Here is a 19,093-nt window from a genome sequence, read left to right on the forward strand (position 1 = left end):
GGTCAGGCTGGATAATCGGCCTGCTTCAGCCCGGCATAACTTATCTTCAACTTGTCGACGGTAAGGGTATAACTATCCTCAGCGCTTCAGCAGCGGGCCAAAGCGGTTCTCTGTTTTGCGCGCTACAAGCGGCTGCGCACTGAACGTATAGTAGTTAATATGGTTCAGCACATATACAATCCGTGCGAGCGCAGCGATCAGCGTCACAAAGGAAGCGGCGAAGAACGAGAAGCCCTGATCATTCGCCCAGAGGGAGATTACCGTAAAGAGTGTATTCATAGCCAGGAACGCAATCGCCAGCCACAGTACCCCTTTGCGATCATCAAAATAAAGCAGTACCAGTGCCAGCACATTATAGATAATGTAGGCAAAATATCCGATCACGAGAATATTGAACAGATCCACCTGGGTCGAAGTAAAACCGATCAGCGGCAGGAAGCGGATACCGATCGCAATCGAGATAATCGAGAAGATCATCTGAATGCCCATAATCAGTGTGAACTGCTGCCCCAGTACCTGATACATCTCGTTGCGGGCACGGTTAATGTCCAGAATCGAGCCTTTGGACAGGATAAAGTCATAATAATTGCGGAACTTCGGATAAAAGCTCGTCTCCAGCGAGACCACAAATACGATCAGCGTCGGTACCGCCGACAGAAACGCACAGAATACTGCGACATCATACTGCGGTGCCATCAGGAAAGCTCCGCTGACCTGCACACCGGCCGGTCCTGCCCACTGCACAAACTGATGGGCGAACAGCCCGACCGAATTCAGCAGCCCGATCGCGATCAGCGATGGATAACGGCGCAGGAACGCGAGAAAGGAAAAGTTCGATACGGTCTTGCCGGGCTTGAAATAGCGCTCGATCTGGATCATCAGCATTGCACAAGTGACCAGAAAACCTCCATCAAAAGCGAATAGTGCCGATGAAGCGGTCCGCAGCGGTGTCAGATACAGGATCACAGCGAGTACAATAATCGATACTGCCGCACCACTGGAAAAGGCCAGTACGATACGCTTGTAATTCTTCATCGCAGATACATAGACCACCTGATTCCAGATCATCACCAGCAGCATATACAGCAGGAACAGTCCTACTTTGATCGATAGCGGCAGATCCGCGAATACCAGGAACACGAGAGCCGGAATGCCGCCGAATACCAGACTGATCTGGATACTGCCATATAGCGACGGCAGCAGGGCATTATGATAACCTTCATTCAGAAAGTCCGAACTGACCCGTGTGAGATACATCGTCATCAGACTGCTAATAATATAAGAGAAAATAAATGCATAAATGACGCAGCTCTGAAACAGCTCGACATTCAGATAATCCGTGCCTGCTCCGCGCAGCATCCGGTTGAAGACACCAACCATCACAATACAGAGCAGCATCGGACCGATCGTGATCAGGGATGAATACGTATAGGCTTTGGCCTTGTTGACCAGTCCGCTCTTATCAAATAATTTTTTTAGTTCGAAACCGATACCGGCCATCCGTTAAGCCCTCCACATGTTTGATACAAATTCTGATAGCCGGTAATAAAGTTGTGATTGGTGTACAGCGAACGTACACGATTCCGGCCATTCTCGCCCATCCGCTGACGCAGTTCTTCGCTACGGCACAGCTGGATGACTTCTTCGCCAATCCGTTCATAGCTCATAACCGGCACGACGCTGCCGGCAGGACCGAACTCATCGTCATTGCCGTAGATTAATTCTTTGCAGCTGCCGACATCGGTAGTGACCATCGGCTTGCCGGCGGCCAGACCTTCCAGCACAGCCAGCGGCTGGCCTTCACTGATACTGGTGAGCAGCAGGATATCCATCTGTCCGATATATTCTTTGACGTTGATACTGCCGGTGAAGATGACATCCTCCACCTGCAGCAGTTCGACCATCAAGCGGCATTCTTCGTAGTATTCCGGGTCCTCTTCATAAGGGCCCATAATGAAGAACTTGGCTTCCGGCACCTGCCGCTTGATCACATTGAAGCTCTGGATCATCGTCTTGATATCCTTGATCGGCACGACACGTACGACACCGCCGATGTAGATCGGTTCATCCGGAGCTTTGGCCTGCAGATTCTCATAATCAGCTGCAGTCACTCCATTCGGGATAATACGGATTTTGTCTGCTTCACAGCCCAGTTCGATCTGGATTTCCCGGTTGCGGTTGAACAGGGTAATGACTTCATCCGCATATTGGTACGCACAGGTGGACAGGGTATAGAAGTAACGAATCCAGATATCCTTGAAATATCCGTCTACCCAGTCTGCTTTGATAATCTCTTCTTCCCGTTCACGCGAATAGATACCGTGTTCGGTCAGCATCACCGGTTTGCCATACAGATACTTGGCGAGGCTGGCGAGTACGCCGGCATAACCGGTGGATACGGCATGATACAGATCCGCCTGGGGCAGCGGCTTTTGCACGGTCAGCAGCAGCGGCAGTACCATCGAGCGAACCGTCCAGAACATCTCGGTAAATGGAAGCTGTTCATATTTCTCCTCGCACAGCTGGCTCATAATATCGAAGAAATCACGACTCATAAGGAAATTGGCGGCATTGCTTAGCTTGGGATCACAGAGCACGCTGAAAATGCGGCTCCAGTCCAGATCCCCTTCACCGGAAATCAGTGCTTTGATCGATTGGCGCTGATCCGGCGTGAGGCGTAAGTGATGTCCCCATTCGCCTTCCAGCTGCATATATTCATCCAGGAAAATCTCCTGTACTTCGACAATATTGTCGGGCAGTGTGTATTTGAACTGCCCTTTGTGCTTGCGTTCAGCGGCGATAGCATAGATCACAAATTCATGTTCCGGCATATTGCGGGCCAGGGAATGAATCCAACTGGACACCCCGCCGGTCACATAAGGGTACGACCCTTCCGCTACAATACAGATTCTCATTGTTTCTTGTCCCCCAAACCGATCGTAAATTGATCCCGGGTTACTTCTACCAGATACGAACCGCTGTCAATCCGGGTTACTTTGCAGTTCTCCTGGGTCGTAATCGGCCGGTCGGTACGCAGTACATAGAAGAGGGAACCTTCCGGGAAATGATTGATATAACCGTCAATCTCGTTATCTTTGTGTACAAAGTGCGGTTCGCTGATCTGGTACTTTTGCAGCTCAACAGCTGCCTGGGAGGCAGTCATCGGACGCAGCCAGCTGTACTGCTGCACCGATTTGCTGATGTATTTCTCGAACATGTCGCGCATTTGTTCCCAATTGTAGGAATGGCTGCGATCCGGATCGAGAATATCATCCGGATGGACAAAATGGGAGAACACACCAAGCGAAGTTACGGCATTGGCCGTTGCCCAGTCATTAAATTCATCTTTCATAAAACCGGATGAAATACGTGGCAGCTCGGCAATACCGTCATCGGCAATCTCGAATTCCTGTACATAGGAACGGTTCTCCGGATCTTCACTGTAGACGGAAGAGATGCTTTTTAGATCCGGCCAGCTGCTCTTCAGCGCTGCCCGTCCATCGGAGTCGAGTGCATTGGATGGGGGCACGTAGGTCATCACTTTATAATTCACAAAAGACTGATGGATAAAGTCCAGCACACTGGTGATTGATTCGGACATGCTCTTGCGGTCCGGCCAGGCATTATAGCCAAAGCTGCCTGCAATCCGTTCATTTGTGGTCAGCGACTGGTGATTATATCCGTGCACACCGATCTCGCCGCCTTGCTTAATCAGCTCGCGTCCGAACAGTGTCAGATTAAGACCGTCTGCATCGGTAGGTGCACCGAATGGGGGGTTGACCTGGTTGTTGTATGTCTGAATAACGACGCCGGTATATTTGAGATTATGCTCGGCAGCGATCTTCAGCATATCCGGCCACCAGATATCCTTGTAGAAACGGGCAGTGTTGCGATGATATTCCTGATACACTTTGTCATTGGTGCCTGCAGGAATCGGCGCGGGGAAGTCGTCAATATATATCAATTCCACATTAAGCACCGGATAGATGGTATCCGGCAGCATCAGGCTAATCGCGCCGGACAATACGCCGCGGCTGGTCTTTTCCTGGAACATGGATCCGTTAAATACGACGAATTTGCCTTGGCCATAAGGCGTCTCCCATAGCAGTGGAACGTTCTCGTCACTGGTAGCATGAACGGTACTGTCGCTGCCCAGGCTTACGCGGATCGAACCGTTCTGGATCAGTTCCGGCGAATATTTGGCATTCTTGTCATTCAGCAGCACATTGCTCTTCATTTCCAGACCGGTAGACGTCAGATAGCCACCCAGCTCGATAATGCCCATTTTGCGGTAGTTCTGATAAAGGGCCTGATCGATCTGGGGCATGGAAGTGAACAGCAGGCTGCCACCGTTTTGTACATAATTGTCGATCCATCCTGTGCTTGGCAGCTGGGACAGACTGGACAGCGTCAGGATGACTCCGTCGTAGGCTGTCATATTAGTCGGCATTGCGCTGACATCGATCGCATCAAAGCGGATTTTCATATATTTCAGCATATGCTCGGCATTGTTTTTAATTTTGACACTGGCACTGTCTTTGGGATTGAACAAGAGCAGCAGCTGCCGTTCTCCCTGCAGTGCCGTCGTCTGCTCCGGTGTGAGTGCATTGGTCTGCTTGATCCCGGAAATGTCCTGGATATGGTTCTGATTGCCTTTCATATGAAGAATGGCATCGGAACGCGAAGCCTGAATGATCAGCGCCATGACCAGCATAAAAGCCAGCATGGCGTAGACCTGCGTGGTTAATTTAAATGAGAATTTCATGGGTTACGCACCTTTTTCCGACCAGTACCGAATAACATTCAGGCCCGTATTGGATACTTTGATATTGGATTGCTTGAGTGCCTGCAGGGTCTGGAAAAAAGCTTCCTTCATCTGCAGATCATAATACAGCTGCAGCGCGGTCAGATACGGCTGTTCGCTGTCGGCATGTGTTTCGCGGAATTTCTGTTCATACTGAAGAGCGATATCGGGACGCTCCAGTTCCATCTCGCTGTGGATCTTGGCGTTGAATACCTGCTCATCTCCGCCGCCTGCCTCGATCAATTCACCGAGCAGACGGGCGTAGGTGGACAGATAGGTACGGCGGGTCGGGCGGTCCATAAATCCGCTGTGCATATACTGTCGGATTGCTTCCGCATATTCGCCCAGCATGTCGATCGAGCGGTCGCCTTGTTCATAACGAACCGAATAATGCTGGATCGACAGGGTCAGCTTGCGCTTGATCTCCACGACAGCAGTCACGGCATAGTGAGAAGTCTCGGTATCTTCGTTGCTGACTGCCTGTTCGAGCAGCGGCATCATCGCACCGGGATCGTCTTTGAGAAAGTCCAGCATCAGCCGGCGGCGGCTGGTATGGTCATTGACGAGCAGTGCTTCTTCCAGAGGAACCAGATTGCTCTCCTTGCGCACATCGAGAGTACGGAATACACGCACTGGCTGATCGTCTGCCACTTCATCGGTCAGATGTCCAGTGGAGCGGGACAGACGCAGATAGCCGGAGCGCAGTCCATCCCGCAGAAGCGAAATAAACAGACCGAATAATGGCAGCAGGACAACCAGCGTAATCGCTCCGGCTGTATCTTCACCGCAGCGGTCGCGGTATTTCCAGCGCAGGACGCTGTATACCGCTACCAGTACGTAATACAGCAGCAGGAGACTAAGCATAAGCGATCTCCTCCTGCACGACATGGGCACTGATGCTGTGATGATGCAGACGGTTAATGACAAGCAGTGCTTCTTCATGATTGGCATTGGACAGCAGCAGTACAGGCTGCCCGTTGATCATGCCGAGATAATCGGAATCACGTTTGACGCTATCAACGAGGTGAGCGAGATCGGACAGATTGCGTCCTTCTTCCACCAGATTCAGGAGCGTATAGTCACTGCCATGCATCCGGTATGCTTCTTCACGGGCACGCAGAATCTGACGGAACGCGGATTCATTCAGTACAGGCAGATCATCAATATACCGGTGCTGACGAGTGGCTCCTTCGTACTGGAACGCACGGGCCAGGGAGGAGGAGATCATATCCACGCTGACTTTGAGCATATTCTCGTAATTCATATTCAGACTCTCAAATGAAGGTTCATGCAGAGAGACGAGTGCGATGACCTGCTGATTGTGGATTACGGGGGTAATATACATAGGCACTTCCGGAGTCATCGTTTTGTTCACGAACATGGTCTTGCTCTCGATCGCATCACGGAAATAAGGATGTTCGTCCAGACGGATTGTCTTGGGCAGGGTAAAGCCGTTATTTTTGGATTGAACCAGCAGACGCATATGGTTGGTTTCATTCACAGAGTAGATCGAGATATGGCGGGTATCCAGGAGATTCTCCAGCACATCAATCGAGGCAGTGATGACTTCTTCGGATTCGAAGCTTTCCAGCTTGCGGGTGATGGTATAGATGCGGCCGATGCTGTCTTTGCTGCCGATCAGCTGCCGCTGCAGTTCTTCCTTGATTTTGCGTGTATCTTTGTAAATGTGACTGAGGAATAGATAGCGTTCTTTCTCGGCGGCGAGTTCGTTGTGGATCGAGACCGATTCGCGCTTGTGCTTGTCGGAGACAAAGCCGACGACCATACCGAAGAACAGATAGATTGCGAATATAAACAATGCTTCCGGATCGTACAGCAGTGTTTGCCAGTCCCGTCCATTGGAGAGTGCTTCATAGAAGAACAATCCCGATGCGAGTACAGAAGACAGAATCGACTGACGGGCACCATATACGATACCGAGCAGGATAATATATACCAGTTTGAAATCAATATCGGCAGAGATCGACCATTTGCTGCCGTACTGCGAGATCATGAACAGGACTGCAAAAGCCAGCAGATTCTCGGCATACGGACGGATCACCGGGAACCAGCCGGTATAGCCGGATTTGTCAGCAGCAGCTGCACTGCTTGCAGGCTTGCTGCTATGATTTTCCCGGAACCAGGCAAAGGTTTTCTCCATGCCTTCCTGTACGGAATACAGGGGCAGCCAGTCGAGGTCCTTTTTGACCAACGTGTTATCGAGCGAGGAGCGGTAGATATCGCCTGCACGTTCTTCCTTGTAATTGACGTCCTGTATTGGTTCTAGCTGCTCCAGAATGCCGATCAGTTCATTCAGGCTCGTCTCCGTATTGGTCGACAGATTGTAGACCCCTGTCGCATCACTGATCGCACCACGGTAGATGCCGTCCACAATATCTTCGACATAAACGAAGTCACGTGTCTGCTCGCCATCACCGAAAATATCCAGTCCGCGTCCTTCCATCATGCGCTGCATATAGATAGAGACAACGCCGCCTTCACCGATTGTGCCTTGACGCGGGCCATATACATTGGCAAAGCGGAATGCGAGAGTAGGCAGTTTGTAGATGTCGTTCCATTTGCCGCAGTAGACTTCGCCAAGCAGCTTGTTAATTCCATAGGGAGATACTGGTTCTGTTTTCATCCGTTCATTGAGGGGGACCTGTTCATTGGGGCCGTACACTGCTGCAGAAGAAGCAAACAGGAATTTGGATACGCCGTACTTGTGGGCACATTCCAGCATGTTGACGAGACCGAGGATGTTGGTCTGCGCATCTTGGCGGGGCTCACGCATGGATACCGATACATCGACCTGGGCGGCCAGATGAATGACGATATCCGGCTTGATACTTTGGAAAATCTCTTCGCACCGTTCATCTTCTACACTTAATTCATAAAACTTATGGGGGACGTTTACGTTCTTCTTACGTCCTGAGGTCAAATTGTCGATAATGTAGACTTGGTGACCTTCTTTGTGAAACCGTTCGGCTACGAACGAACCTATAAAACCGTAGCCTCCTGTGACCAGCACATTCACGTATGTTCCTCCTAAAATAATTTGTCCAATCCGTCCATGTAACGTATAACTGGATGTAACTATTTTAATAGTAACTAAGTAAATTTGACAACTATTTTCTTACATTTCAGTAATATTACTCACGATTTTATTTAATGAATATTTAATTGGGTAAATTAGTGGTATAATTCACTGTATTATTGATGGTAATTGCTTGTTTAATGATCCTGTCCAGCTGCAGGAAAATGAAAGAAACCCGTTTACTTTTGCAAAAAGTATGTTATTTTTTAAACTAATCTTTGGTATGGTGGCACATAACCTACCCATGGATACACAACACAGATGCAGGTAGAAGCAAGCAGCAGATACCGGTACGATAAAAGAGGAGACAAAAGCGATGAAAAGGTATGGCCGAATTGCGCTGTGTCTGTTCGCTCTGGTGGCGATGATGTCTATCACGAATAGTGCTTCAGCGCTGGCAAATAGCAACCCGGGCAACAAATTATTAATTTATTATGGCATTCCGGAGTCGGTGAACAACGTATCAAACAATGAAGAAGCAGCTCAGATTTTTGCAAAATACGACTATCTTGTGCTGGGAGACAAACTGGAGTTACCGGAGCATGCGCAGCATGAGAGTACGCTGCAGATTATTGCCCGGATCAAGGAAATCAATCCCAAAATCCAGATCTTCGGCTATGTGGATCTCGGTATAACGAATTCGACGGATAACCTCAGCATGGATACAATCAAGCAGCGCATCAATCTATGGAAAGCCGCTGGGGTATACGGCATTTTCCTGGATGATGCCGGTTATGATTACGGTGTATCCCGTGTGCGGCTGAATGAAGCGCTGACGATAGTACATGATCAGAGCATGGCTGCTTTTGTCAATGCATGGCATCCCGAAGATGTAATGAGCAGTGCCAAGCAGGAGGAATTTAACCCGGATGGGGTAAAAACCAAAATGAACGCGAACGACCTGTATCTGATGGAAAGCTTCCTGCTGCCTGCCAATCTGAACGGCAGCGGCATCTCCAGCGCCTACCGCGATTATTTTGAAGATAAGATGGAGAAAAGCATGATGTACCGCAGAGTGCTGGGAGTACACATGCTCAGTGTGAGTACGATCGATTATCAGGCGAGCACTGATGGCGTGCTGAACCAATTCTTCAAAATGAACGAAGCGGCAGCCGGTGTATTCTCGCTCGATGGATACGGGGTATCTCCGGTGCATTACAGTTCGTCCGAACCGAATTCGGATGTGGTACGCACATTCCCGTATATGAGCAATTATATGGACTACTACACATTGAAGCCGGAATATGAGAGTTCCCGCGGCGGACAGGATTTCACCCGTGACGGATTCCGTCTGCTGTCAGTCAAAGGCATGAACAAATACGCATTCCCGGATAGTGCATTGTATCAATAAGAATAAATAGAAAAAGCATTCTTCCCGTGCAAGGTTGCAGAGGAAGAATGCTTTTTGTTATGTGATCGACAATTTTGGAACAGGGATCGCTCTAATCACAGATTATTGCTGAACGATTATTCCGAATTCAGAATCAGCTGTACTGCTCGATATACCAGTCAATCATCTTGCGGGCGATACTGATACGCGGCGGAATAGTCGGCAGGTTGTCCACTCCGAACCAGTCTGCATGCACGATCTCTTCACCATCCACCTGAATCTCGCCGCTCTCATAGTCCGCGATAAATCCGACCATCAGCGAATGGGGAAACGGCCATGGCTGGCTGTCAAAATAGCGAATATTGCCAATCTTGATACCGATCTCTTCCATGGTCTCCCGCTGTACACAATCTTCCAGCGTCTCACCCGGCTCGACAAAGCCGGCAATCAGCCCGTACATATTGTTCTTGAAATGTCCTGCTCTCGCCAGCAGCAGCTGGTTATCCTTGAGAATCAGTGTGATCACCGCCGGAGCCAGACGCGGATAGTGGGACAGTCCGCAGTTCGGACATACTTTGCTGCGTTCATGACCGGCATGATCCAATGCCGTACCACAGCGTCCGCAGAACTGGTGGGTGGCATCCCAGGCGAGCATCTGCAGGCCGCGTCCAGCGAGATGGAACAGATCTTCATCGATTCGGTCATACAGCGCGAATAGCGGCAGGAAGGTCATACCTGCCGGAGCTTCCGCATCCTTATCCAGCTCGGCGGTATAACAGGAAGCCTGTTCGATGCTGCCCAGGTAGAGGGAGCGTACAGGCTGCAATCCATATGGCTCCGGTCCGCTGGTTACAGGCAATGCTGGCTGCTCCTCATGCTCATGAACAAGCAGCTCACTGCCCCGGAAAATAAACCAGTAACCGGTGCCTTCTTCCTGCTCGGCAGGCGCCATGGCAGGTTGATATCGTTTATAGATACTTTCTTTGGGCTTTCTCATCATCTCAGAACCTTTCATGAAGTTAATCTTGATCGACGTTGTCTATTATTTATACCCATCAAAGGAATCCAGATGAAAGTGTGGAGGTGATGGGCTGTAGCGATTACAGTGTCAGCCTATCACGCCTCGTGTCTGGCCATTCTGGCGTTGTGTTCATCCAGCGGCAAATCAAAATGGTCACGGTTGCCAATCTGGGCCGTCATGCCGCCGCCATGCCGTGCATACAGTACGAACCAGTAAAAGATCGGATACTGGCGCATCCGGGTCTGCTTTGGACCGACACGTACATCGGCAAGCTGGTCATACTGCGGCCAGTAGTCTACGATATTGGGCGTGACTTTGCGGTGCGCACGGCTGCTGGGGATATGCTCGCATACTTTCTCCGGCAGCAGCCGTTCCCGCCATGATCCGTAAAAGGTATGCGAGCTGCCATGTGTGCGGCAGATGAACGGTCGCAGCGGATAGACGCGGCAGATCCCGCGTTCCGGGTCCAGCAGCGGACAGGCAAAGCTGTTGCGTCCGGCATACCGGCGAATCTGCTCCAGTTCCTGCTCCTGGCTAGTACGGCTCGTCAGCGACGCATACATCTGCGGATTCTCCTGCTGGAAAATCTCCACGTTAATCAGGGACTGCTCAAATACAGCCTGAATCTCGGCTTTGCTCCAGTGACGTTCCATATAAGTGAGCAGCAATTCAAACTCCACCTGGGAGACCGGGAAATAATCCGAACAGCAGCTGCTGCATCCGGCAGCGCAGGGAGGATGCGCTTGATGGTGCACCCTGTAATCTTCAATCGCCTCGTCTACTTCCTGATACAGCTGATGCACATGGGCAGCCCGGCTGTCGGGTGCAGCCGTCTTGTGACAGTGCTGCAGCTTGCGACCGCTGCCGCAAAAACAGGGGCTGCTGCCCGATAATGGACGGGTAGGTTCATCCGGCATATACTCACGTCCTCTGTGTTGGAATACATTATTTTAAATAAGGATAAGACCTGAACCCACAGGTACAGATCGGACTCAGTTGGCCATAATCAAAGAAACAAAACGTCTAAGGTCTCATAACAATCAATGATACTGACAGTAGCGTATTTACTGATCGGTTGCTCGTGGTATCGTACATCCGTCAGTTTGTAGCGCATCCGTCTGAGTCTAACTTTACCCTAACCGGATAAAGCTTGCAAAGCAGAAGCATCCTCCGGCGAATGACCGTTCTATCGCATTCATGAATCAGTGTTGTCCGGTAGAAAAACAGGTAATCTACAATACCTGCCCGAAATCTGCCTCTTTCCCGGAAGTTGATGGTAGAATAGAAAGATCAATTTTGATGAATACGGCGTGTAATCACGCATGGAGGCACAATCATGCAATCTTCAGAACAAAACAAAAATGCCTGGAACAGCGGCGCATACCAATCCTGGCTGAACCGGTTCGGTACACCGGTGGAAGCTGCCGAGAAAATAAAATCCGATCCCCGCAAACGCCTGGGAACTGCTCTGGATCATATGGGCGATGTACAGGGACGCAAAATCATTAATCTGATGGGCTCCAACGGCAACAAGGCAGTCGCTCTGTCGCTGCTTGGCGCCTCGCTTACGGTTGCCGACTTTTCCGAAGAGAATCGGCAGTATGCCATGGAGCTGGCGCAGGCTGCCGGCGTAGATCTTCGATATATCGTGTCGGATGTACTGCAGATGCCGGAGAACGAGCTGGATGGGTCTTATGATATCGTATTTATGGAATTCGGGATTTTGCACTATTTTACCGATCTGCTACCGCTGTTTGAAGTAGTGCGGAGGCTGCTGCAGCCGGGTGGAAGATTGATCCTGCAGGATTTCCATCCGATCTCCACCAAGCTGATCTCGTCACGCGGCACTACTGCCAAGATCCGCAAGCACAAGGTCGATGGGGATTATTTTGATACTTCACTGGTCGAGAAAGAGGTATCCTATTCCAAATTCTCCGAGTCTGCGCCTGCCGATGAGCAGCAGCAAAAAGTATACCTGCGCAACTGGACACTCGGGGAGATTGTGACCTCTGTCGCTGCCACAGGCCTGGTAATCAAAGTACTGGAAGAACTGCCGAATCTGTCATCCGACGTATTTGATAAAGGTATTCCCAAGACATTTACCATTGTGGCCGAGAGATAAATCGATCCAACTCAAAAATGCTGCTGACCTATAACGTCAGCAGCGTTTTTGCTATATTAACAAGCTTTAGCTATCTTTACCTTGTTCTTTGTCGTTCCCTTCAGCAGCTTCATGACTACGGCGTCTCCAGGATTCTGCATACGCGCTGCGGCGGAAGTTCAGGATCGGATCATCCGACAGTTCCATTCCCTGCGGAGGAAGGATAGTAGGATTCATCACCAGACCTTCCGGTTCCTGGACAGGAGCGGTTAGCACGAGTCGTCCGGCATCGATACGCTGGCGATTTTCGGGCCAGGAAGTTGTTGGGTCATCGGTCGGATCGCCTTCTTCGCCGATGATGATATTCAACCGGAAAGCAGCAGGGTGCTGCTGCAGACGCTCATCGAGCTCACGCTCCAGGTAATCCGGCGGCTGGGAGGTCGTATCTTTGATGGACAGCATATGTACACCAGCCTCGGGCAGCCATTCAAATTTGACGGGCTGTCGTTGTCCTGCTTCGTTAACGAGCAGGTAGGCATGGATACAATAGTACAGATTGGTTACATAGCTGGCGGGTGGACGCAGCCGCTGAACAGACAGGAGGCTTTCTTTGGCTTCACCAAAATGTCCGGTGATCTGGTGGATAATCTCCTTGATTCCCAGATTGCCGGCGCGGGCTTTGTTCACCGCTTTGAGCATATCCATAAAGGATTCCGGGGTACGGGCAAAAAATACAGGTACGGTTACAGCAACCAGATTGCTGACCTGACCTTCTGGCAGGCGGAACTGCACGGCCATTCCTTTGGCAGGAGACAGCAGATCGGCGAGTGCAGGATCGGTAGAACTTTCGGAAAAGCGAACCAGTGCTTCTATCTGCTGTCCCTGCAGATGTGGCGCTGTGGTCCAGGCAGCGGCTTCACCGCTGGGCTGAAAAGTGGCCTGATAACAGGCTCCCTTGGCATGGGCACGCCGATAGCTGGGATGCCGGCCGGTTAATTTCTCGATTTCATCAACAGCCTGTACGTCCAGATCCCTCGCTTCCAGCATGTCAGAGCGGGATAATTCAGAAGCAGAGTCGGAGGAAGAATGGGAGTTGTGCATCAGGATCACCTCATCTATTCAGAGATTGGGATTCTATACCATTTACCCTTTGGGACGACGACCAACGCTTGGGACCCATATCCTTTTCGAATCTAACGGTCTCCTTTGGGTGAACGTGGAGAGGAGATGCGATTCGAGCGGCGGGATTCGGCAGATGGTGATGGATAGGAGAGCAGCAGCTGTTCCAGATCTTCGGAAGAGACAGGCTTGCTGAACAGATAGCCCTGCATTTCATTACAGTGAATTTCTTTGAGCATGTCGACCTGATGTTCGCTCTCGACACCTTCGGCGATCACGTCCATATTCAGGTTGCGGGCCAGATTAACAATCGTGCTGATAATCATCTGATTGGCCTGACTGCTGCCGATTTTGCTGGTGAATTCACGAGCGATTTTTAATTTGTTGATTGGCAGATTCTCCAGGTAGGACAGTGAAGAGTAGCCGGTACCAAAATCATCGATAGATAACGACAGTCCCAGCTGGCGAAGTGCGTGCAGCTTATGAATCACGTCCTGAATATTCGTCATCGCTGTGGACTCGGTCAGCTCCAGCTCCAGATAGCGCGGATCGGCCTGTGTCTCTGCGAGGATAAGAGCGATTCGCTCCACGATATTATCCTGGCGGAACTGCTCCGGGGACAGATTGACGCCGATCGTAATATAACGTCCTTCGTCCTGCCATTTCTTGGCCTGGGTACAGGCTTCGCGCAACACCCATTCACCGATCGGTACGATTAGTCCGGTCTTCTCCGCAATCGGGATAAAGTCACCCGGCATAATGCGTCCAATCTCGGGATGTTCCCAGCGCACCAGTGCTTCAACGCCGATCACTTTGCCTTTGCGGGCATCAATCTGCGGCTGGTAATGCAGGAATAGCTCATTATGGTACAAGGCTTGACTAAGTTCTTTTTCGATCAATAGCTGCTTGGAATACAAACGATCCGTATCCCGGTAGAACCGGAAGTGGCTTTTACCATTGGCTTTGACCTGATACATGGCGATATCCGCCTTTTTCATCAGGGTGACTGGTGTCAGATCGTCATGCGGATAGAGAGCAATACCGATACTTGGGGTCGCGATAATCTCATGCCCCTTGATATAATGCGGCTGGCTCAGGCTGTCCAGGATACGATTCGCTACGCTGGCAGCTTCATCATTGCTGGTAATCTTGCGGATGATCAGGGTAAATTCATCCCCGCCCTGGCGTGCAATCACATCCTGCTGTCTTACGCAGTGCTGAAGACGCTGGGCAACCGACCGCAGCAGCTGGTCACCGATATCATGACCGAGCGTATCATTGATATTTTTGAATCGATCCAGATCGATGAACATCACGGCAAACATGCTGTTATCCTGCTGGGCCTCCATTACGGACTGGCTTAACGATTCTTCAAAAGACAGACGATTGGACAGACCGGTCAGCGGATCATGATAAGCGAGGAATTTGATTTTTTCCTCATTCATTTTGTTCTCGGTAATGTCTTTGGCCAGGCCATAGATACCGACCAGTTCATCCATCACCACAATAGGAATATTGGTCATGCGAATATGGGAATACTCGCCCTTGAGATTGCGAATCGACAGATCATACTGTTGCGGAATACCCTGGGAGACGATGCGCAGGTGTTCTTCTACAGCATCCACATAATTCTCGGTAACCAGATCACAGCAGTTCGTCCCGATCAGTTCTTCGACTTCTGCACCGAGCAGCTGGGCACCCGCTACATTCACACTATCAATCGTGCCATCCAGGCGGAATGAAAAGACTGCATCCGGATGGTATTCAAAAATCGACCGGTACCGCTGCTCACTAACTTCCAGCTGTTGAGTCTTCTCATACAGGCTGCGTACCAGCCGCTGATTCTCCAGAATAATCATTAGCTGTCTTGCAATAACGAGCAGAATAGCTACACTGGCACCTACTGTTATTGCCAGCCCTCCCTGTGGAAAAAACACCATAAAGGCGAACAGTCCAGCCAGTCCTATATAAGGCAGCATCAGACGAAAAATATCCGGTACAAGCAGCTGTCGCTCCTGGCATTTCTTAAAAGAAAGTCGGGGTACGGATATAGCACGGCTATGCAGATAGCCTGCAAAACCAACCAGCAGTAGTCCGAGAATAAAGAGCGGATCCGACCAGCTCCCTGACGAATAGGTCTCATCCACAGTCATATACAAAAAGATGGTATCGCCGACGACCTGGGAGAGCAGTCCTATAAACAGCGTAAGAATGACCGTGTTGGACAAGGTATGGCGAATATCAAAATAAATACTCATGGCACCGAATAATAGGGCCAGGTCACCCAGCGCGTAACCAACAGACAGCATAATGGAAGGAGATAACGGATCAGAGCCCATGGTTGAGATAATCGGTCCAATCAGAAATTCCCAGCTGAAGGTAGAAATCACCGTCATAATAATGGAAATATCCAGCAGCAGCCGGATCACCGGATAGCCTCTTTTCTCACGGGTTAGTTTGTAGATAAATGCGGACATATAGAAGATAACTTGTAGAGTGTAGAAAATATCAGAGGGGCCGGGGAAAGGAACTTCCAACCCGAGAATGTTCTCATAAAACAGCCAGATCACTTCCGCGACTAAATAGCTCCAGCAGCCCAGTGCTGCTAGCAGCCAGAACAGACGTTGATGATTAGTGCCCTTTTTCCAGGCGGAGGTCAACCAGAGCGCAGCGAGCAATGTCCCACCTGTAGACAACAGGTTGCCGCCCCAGGTCTGAATGGATTCATTGGTATTCCAATACGTAATCCAGAAGTAGTAGAAAAAAGTAAAAGCAATAATAAACATTAAAATCAAAATAGGTTTATACCGCGACAATGTATGCATTATAATCCCTCTAACTTGCTTATTTTAGTCTATATTACCCAATAAGTAGATTTTTGTACCTAGTTAATAAAAATAAATATATAGGTCTAAAGGTAAATAGCTTAGGTAGTTAATATTAAAGTATTTGAAACATAAATGAAATACATAAATGAGAATTTTGGGAAAAAAAGTACAGTAAATATGGACATATCAAGGGATTGGCGAAGAAATAGAAGGCGATTTATACTTTTAAAATAGATTAATGGATGAAAGTGGAAAAATAGGTTTGAAAATGTATGTAAGTAAAAAGCTCCTTTCTCCATATCCCGCATTGGAAATAGCGAGATGTGGAGAAAGGAGGGAGTGAGCAGAAATATGGAAGCAAGTAGGATCAATTATCCTGTTATTTTAGATCAATCGGTTACGGCTGCGTGGAGTTAGAGGCGGACAAGGGAATGGTTACATCTACGGTTTGGTCCGGTTTTTCCTCCGTATAAAAGAGAATATCAACCACTGCGCTGGAATCGGTAAATTGTCTGTATACTTCGATGGATTTGTTGTTACCATCACCTACAACATTAGTGGTCAGCGGCTGTCCAAGGATCTGTTCGCCATTCTGCATCATCGAAGTCTGACTAATTCCGCCAAAATGAGGATCATTGCTCTCAGTCTGAACATAGAGATGTCCATCCTGGCGATAATACGTCCACTTGACTGGCAGCCCATTAATCATAGTGTGCAGCGATTTGTGCTGCGCTGTAATATCTGGAAGAGTAACCGATAGATGCTCACCATGATGAGAAACAATCCCGTGTTGAGCTCTCAACATCAACGTCGTCCTGTTGCTTATCTCTATCCCCTGTGGACGTTCAAAGATTAAAGTAGATGATCTTGCAGTATCTCCATGAGTGTCCGGTAATATCTCTGCATACCCTGTCAGAACCTTGCCATCAATCATTAGATCATATTTGGCAAAAGGCAGTACAGAATCCGGATTGGATTCGTTAAGCTGGAGACGAATCTGGGTAGGCGAGATGACGATATGCGTCAGCCGGATAGTTGTATCACCAGATTCCAGCGGAATAGATAGCGGCTGCTGGATCGTGTCGCCCTGCATCTTTCGTTTATCCAGTGGTATATCAAAATCCCAGCTGTCTGCAAAACGCTGCACTTCCCTGCTGTATTCCAGCTGGTAAGATAATCCCTTTTGCTGCAGGTCGGCAGGGAGATAATAATCCTGAGCAGTATAACGCCCTTGCTCATCAGGTGCTCCATAAGTTCCGCTGCGAGAAGGCTGGACGATTTTGCCTTTGGCTGTATAAAGGCGAAGCTGAGGATAACTCCATGTTCTGACTTCTTCATTTGTAAAGGAAAGAGCGGAGCGAACAAGTGTCTGCTCATGGCTCTGCCGAATAAACTGTACCTCCATTTGTTTCATACCGTCCTGCTGAATATCAAAGCGCTGGAGCTGCTCCGTTTGGGAGTTGAGAGAGAGCTTCTGTTTGCCAGATTGCAGGAACTGTAAATTATCGAGAGAGAGATGTACAGATACTGTATTGGAAGGCGGTGTCCATCCCGTCTCCAAATAGCCTGTAAAACGCTGGCTATTCTCATCCCACTGCTGGTGAATAGTCAGTCCCGGAATATCTTTTCCTTGGGCATCTGTTAGTTTCATCTGCAAAAATCCAAAATGCTGTGCTGTTCTGGTAACAGGATCAAGGCTGTACAAAAAGACTGTACGATTCTCGTCTACGACAGCAGTATGAATCGTCATGGTTACGCCGTTATGTGTAACCGATTGCTCAATAGGCTGTCCCAGCTGCTGAGACAGTGCAGATTGTATGCCGCTGCGATCATGGAGTACCTGGTTCCAATTCATCTGTATAGCTGCATATACGGGAACAGCTGCAACAAGCAGGCTGAGGGAGGCGATGAATAACGTTTTTTTCCAGGGAGCTTTTTTCTTTGGCAAAAAAGGAAAAGATACATTTTGTGTGGGTGTGGACACAGGATATGGATGTCGGGCTGCTTCAATATGAGCCCACATATGATCGAAATCAGGATAAGTTAGTTCTTCTTTTGTAACCTGCTGCTTTACTACGTCCTCAATAGGTTTCATAGTGCCCTCCTTTCAGATTGCCGTGCTGTCCTTGCTGCTCCAATATATGTCGCAGCAGTTGCAATCCCTTATGCTGTCGGGATTTAACGGTGCCGACCGGAATCTCCAGAATACCAGCAATTTCGTTCAGACTCAGATCATGCACATAGCGTAATGAGATCACCGTTCTAATTTTGACTGGTAATCGGCTAAAGTAGACCGCCCATTCCGCTTCCGACTCCCGATTAGCCGTTAATAAGTCAGGTGTATCCGGTGCCGGACGAGCCCAAAACTGGGAATAAGACAGCAGCTTGTCCCGCAAGCTTCGTCTACGCCGAAGATGATTCAGACATAGATTTACCGCCACTTTGATAATCCAGGCCCGCAGCTGCTGAACCTGCTGCCAGTCACTGCGGAAAATAGTAATAAATACGTCCTGGCAGAGATCTTCCGCATCGGAAGCGTGATGAACCATGTAATAACAGGTACGGTACACATCCCTGTTATAGGTCTCAAACAGCTCCTTGTCTGTCACTGTATGTCCTCCTTGATTTGATGAATTTATATGTATAACAAACGGGAGAGGAATAAGGTTCATTTTAAGTGGAGAAAGTATAGATTTGCATAATTATGATAGTGAAAAGAGTAGTGGGTAACTAATGACATATGAGTAATATAATTTATAATGGAACATGGTGTAATCATGAACAGGAGGTAAA

General features: G+C 49.2%; 13 protein-coding genes. 2 read left to right on the forward strand and 11 right to left on the reverse strand.

All coding sequences use genetic code 11. The features are described 5' to 3' along the window. Window positions 1–78 precede the first annotated feature (78 nt). Genes pelG through H065_RS0112300 form a run of 5 tightly spaced genes read right to left on the reverse strand, consistent with a single transcriptional unit; the run spans window position 79 to window position 7,841 of the window. Window positions 79–1,500, reverse strand: a complete 1,422-nt coding sequence (gene pelG / locus H065_RS0112280; protein WP_017813365.1) for an exopolysaccharide Pel transporter PelG — start codon at window positions 1,498–1,500, stop codon at window positions 79–81. Beyond that, entirely contained in the window at window positions 1,476–2,915 is a 1,440-nt protein-coding gene (gene pelF / locus H065_RS0112285) for a GT4 family glycosyltransferase PelF (protein WP_017813366.1), read from the reverse strand. Before pelF ends, pelG begins: the two co-directional genes overlap by 25 nt. Next, window positions 2,912–4,765: a DUF2194 domain-containing protein gene (locus H065_RS0112290; RefSeq protein ID WP_017813367.1), complete on the reverse strand. Its 1,854-nt coding sequence runs from the start codon at window positions 4,763–4,765 to the stop codon at window positions 2,912–2,914. Before H065_RS0112290 ends, pelF begins: the two co-directional genes overlap by 4 nt. Before the next feature lie 3 nt (window positions 4,766–4,768). After that, window positions 4,769–5,668, reverse strand: a complete 900-nt coding sequence (locus H065_RS0112295; RefSeq protein ID WP_017813368.1) for a hypothetical protein — start codon at window positions 5,666–5,668, stop codon at window positions 4,769–4,771. Continuing rightward, a complete protein-coding gene (locus H065_RS0112300; RefSeq protein ID WP_017813369.1) occupies window positions 5,661–7,841 on the reverse strand; it encodes an NAD-dependent epimerase/dehydratase family protein in 2,181 nt (726 codons plus the stop codon). The genes H065_RS0112295 and H065_RS0112300 overlap by 8 nt, the downstream gene beginning before the upstream one ends. 376 nt (window positions 7,842–8,217) lie before the next feature. On the opposite strand from H065_RS0112300, the gene H065_RS0112305 reads away from it, so the two are divergent. Beyond that, window positions 8,218–9,252: a hypothetical protein gene (locus tag H065_RS0112305; RefSeq protein WP_017813370.1), complete on the forward strand. Its 1,035-nt coding sequence runs from the start codon at window positions 8,218–8,220 to the stop codon at window positions 9,250–9,252. Between the two features lie 133 nt (window positions 9,253–9,385). On the opposite strand, the gene nudC is transcribed toward H065_RS0112305, so the two are convergent. Together nudC and H065_RS0112315 are read right to left on the reverse strand one after the other, a co-directional pair. Continuing rightward, window positions 9,386–10,231: an NAD(+) diphosphatase gene (nudC, locus tag H065_RS0112310; protein ID WP_238557951.1), complete on the reverse strand. Its 846-nt coding sequence runs from the start codon at window positions 10,229–10,231 to the stop codon at window positions 9,386–9,388. A gap of 116 nt (window positions 10,232–10,347) precedes the next feature. Beyond that, on the reverse strand, window positions 10,348–11,169 hold the full coding sequence (locus tag H065_RS0112315; protein ID WP_017813372.1) for a YkgJ family cysteine cluster protein: 822 nt from the start codon (window positions 11,167–11,169) through the stop codon (window positions 10,348–10,350). A 419-nt stretch (window positions 11,170–11,588) separates the two neighbouring features. Between H065_RS0112315 and H065_RS0112320 the strand changes: the two genes are divergently transcribed. Beyond that, on the forward strand, window positions 11,589–12,374 hold the full coding sequence (locus H065_RS0112320) for a class I SAM-dependent methyltransferase (protein WP_017813373.1): 786 nt from the start codon (window positions 11,589–11,591) through the stop codon (window positions 12,372–12,374). A 66-nt stretch (window positions 12,375–12,440) separates the two neighbouring features. Here H065_RS0112320 and H065_RS0112325 read toward each other — a convergent pair whose 3' ends face one another. The 4 genes from H065_RS0112325 to H065_RS0112340 all read right to left on the reverse strand — a co-directional run bounded on the left by H065_RS0112325 (window position 12,441) and on the right by H065_RS0112340 (window position 18,909). Then, window positions 12,441–13,454 carry a catalase family peroxidase gene (locus H065_RS0112325; protein WP_017813374.1) on the reverse strand — a complete coding sequence of 338 codons (1,014 nt, stop codon included), beginning with the start codon at window positions 13,452–13,454 and terminating at the stop codon, window positions 12,441–12,443. Between the two features lie 92 nt (window positions 13,455–13,546). After that, window positions 13,547–16,258, reverse strand: a complete 2,712-nt coding sequence (locus H065_RS0112330) for a DUF4084 domain-containing protein (RefSeq protein ID WP_238557952.1) — start codon at window positions 16,256–16,258, stop codon at window positions 13,547–13,549. Between the two features lie 439 nt (window positions 16,259–16,697). After that, complete coding sequence (locus H065_RS0112335; protein WP_017813376.1) at window positions 16,698–18,395, reverse strand: DUF4179 domain-containing protein; 1,698 nt, start codon at window positions 18,393–18,395, stop codon at window positions 16,698–16,700. Beyond that, window positions 18,382–18,909 carry an RNA polymerase sigma factor gene (locus tag H065_RS0112340; protein ID WP_017813377.1) on the reverse strand — a complete coding sequence of 176 codons (528 nt, stop codon included), beginning with the start codon at window positions 18,907–18,909 and terminating at the stop codon, window positions 18,382–18,384. The genes H065_RS0112335 and H065_RS0112340 overlap by 14 nt, the downstream gene beginning before the upstream one ends. Window positions 18,910–19,093 lie beyond the last annotated feature (184 nt).

The organism is Paenibacillus shenyangensis (assembly GCF_000346635.1).
In the GTDB taxonomy this organism is placed as follows: domain Bacteria; phylum Bacillota; class Bacilli; order Paenibacillales; family Paenibacillaceae; genus Saccharibacillus; species Saccharibacillus dauci.

Bases quoted from the DNA above. Each gene is read 5' to 3' on its own strand.
- H065_RS0112295 (WP_017813368.1), bottom strand. From the start codon at position 5,668: ATGCTTAGTCTCCTGCTGCTGTATTACGTACTGGTAGCGGTATACAGC.
- H065_RS0112335 (WP_017813376.1), bottom strand. From the start codon at position 18,395: ATGAAACCTATTGAGGACGTAGTAAAGCAGCAGGTTACAAAAGAAGAA.
- pelG (WP_017813365.1), bottom strand. From the start codon at position 1,500: ATGGCCGGTATCGGTTTCGAACTAAAAAAATTATTTGATAAGAGCGGA.
- H065_RS0112325 (WP_017813374.1), bottom strand. From the start codon at position 13,454: ATGCACAACTCCCATTCTTCCTCCGACTCTGCTTCTGAATTATCCCGC.
- H065_RS0112315 (WP_017813372.1), bottom strand. From the start codon at position 11,169: ATGCCGGATGAACCTACCCGTCCATTATCGGGCAGCAGCCCCTGTTTT.
- pelF (WP_017813366.1), bottom strand. From the start codon at position 2,915: ATGAGAATCTGTATTGTAGCGGAAGGGTCGTACCCTTATGTGACCGGC.
- H065_RS0112330 (WP_238557952.1), bottom strand. From the start codon at position 16,258: ATGTTTATTATTGCTTTTACTTTTTTCTACTACTTCTGGATTACGTAT.
- H065_RS0112290 (WP_017813367.1), bottom strand. From the start codon at position 4,765: ATGAAATTCTCATTTAAATTAACCACGCAGGTCTACGCCATGCTGGCT.
- nudC (WP_238557951.1), bottom strand. From the start codon at position 10,231: ATGATGAGAAAGCCCAAAGAAAGTATCTATAAACGATATCAACCTGCC.
- H065_RS0112305 (WP_017813370.1), top strand. From the start codon at position 8,218: ATGAAAAGGTATGGCCGAATTGCGCTGTGTCTGTTCGCTCTGGTGGCG.
- H065_RS0112320 (WP_017813373.1), top strand. From the start codon at position 11,589: ATGCAATCTTCAGAACAAAACAAAAATGCCTGGAACAGCGGCGCATAC.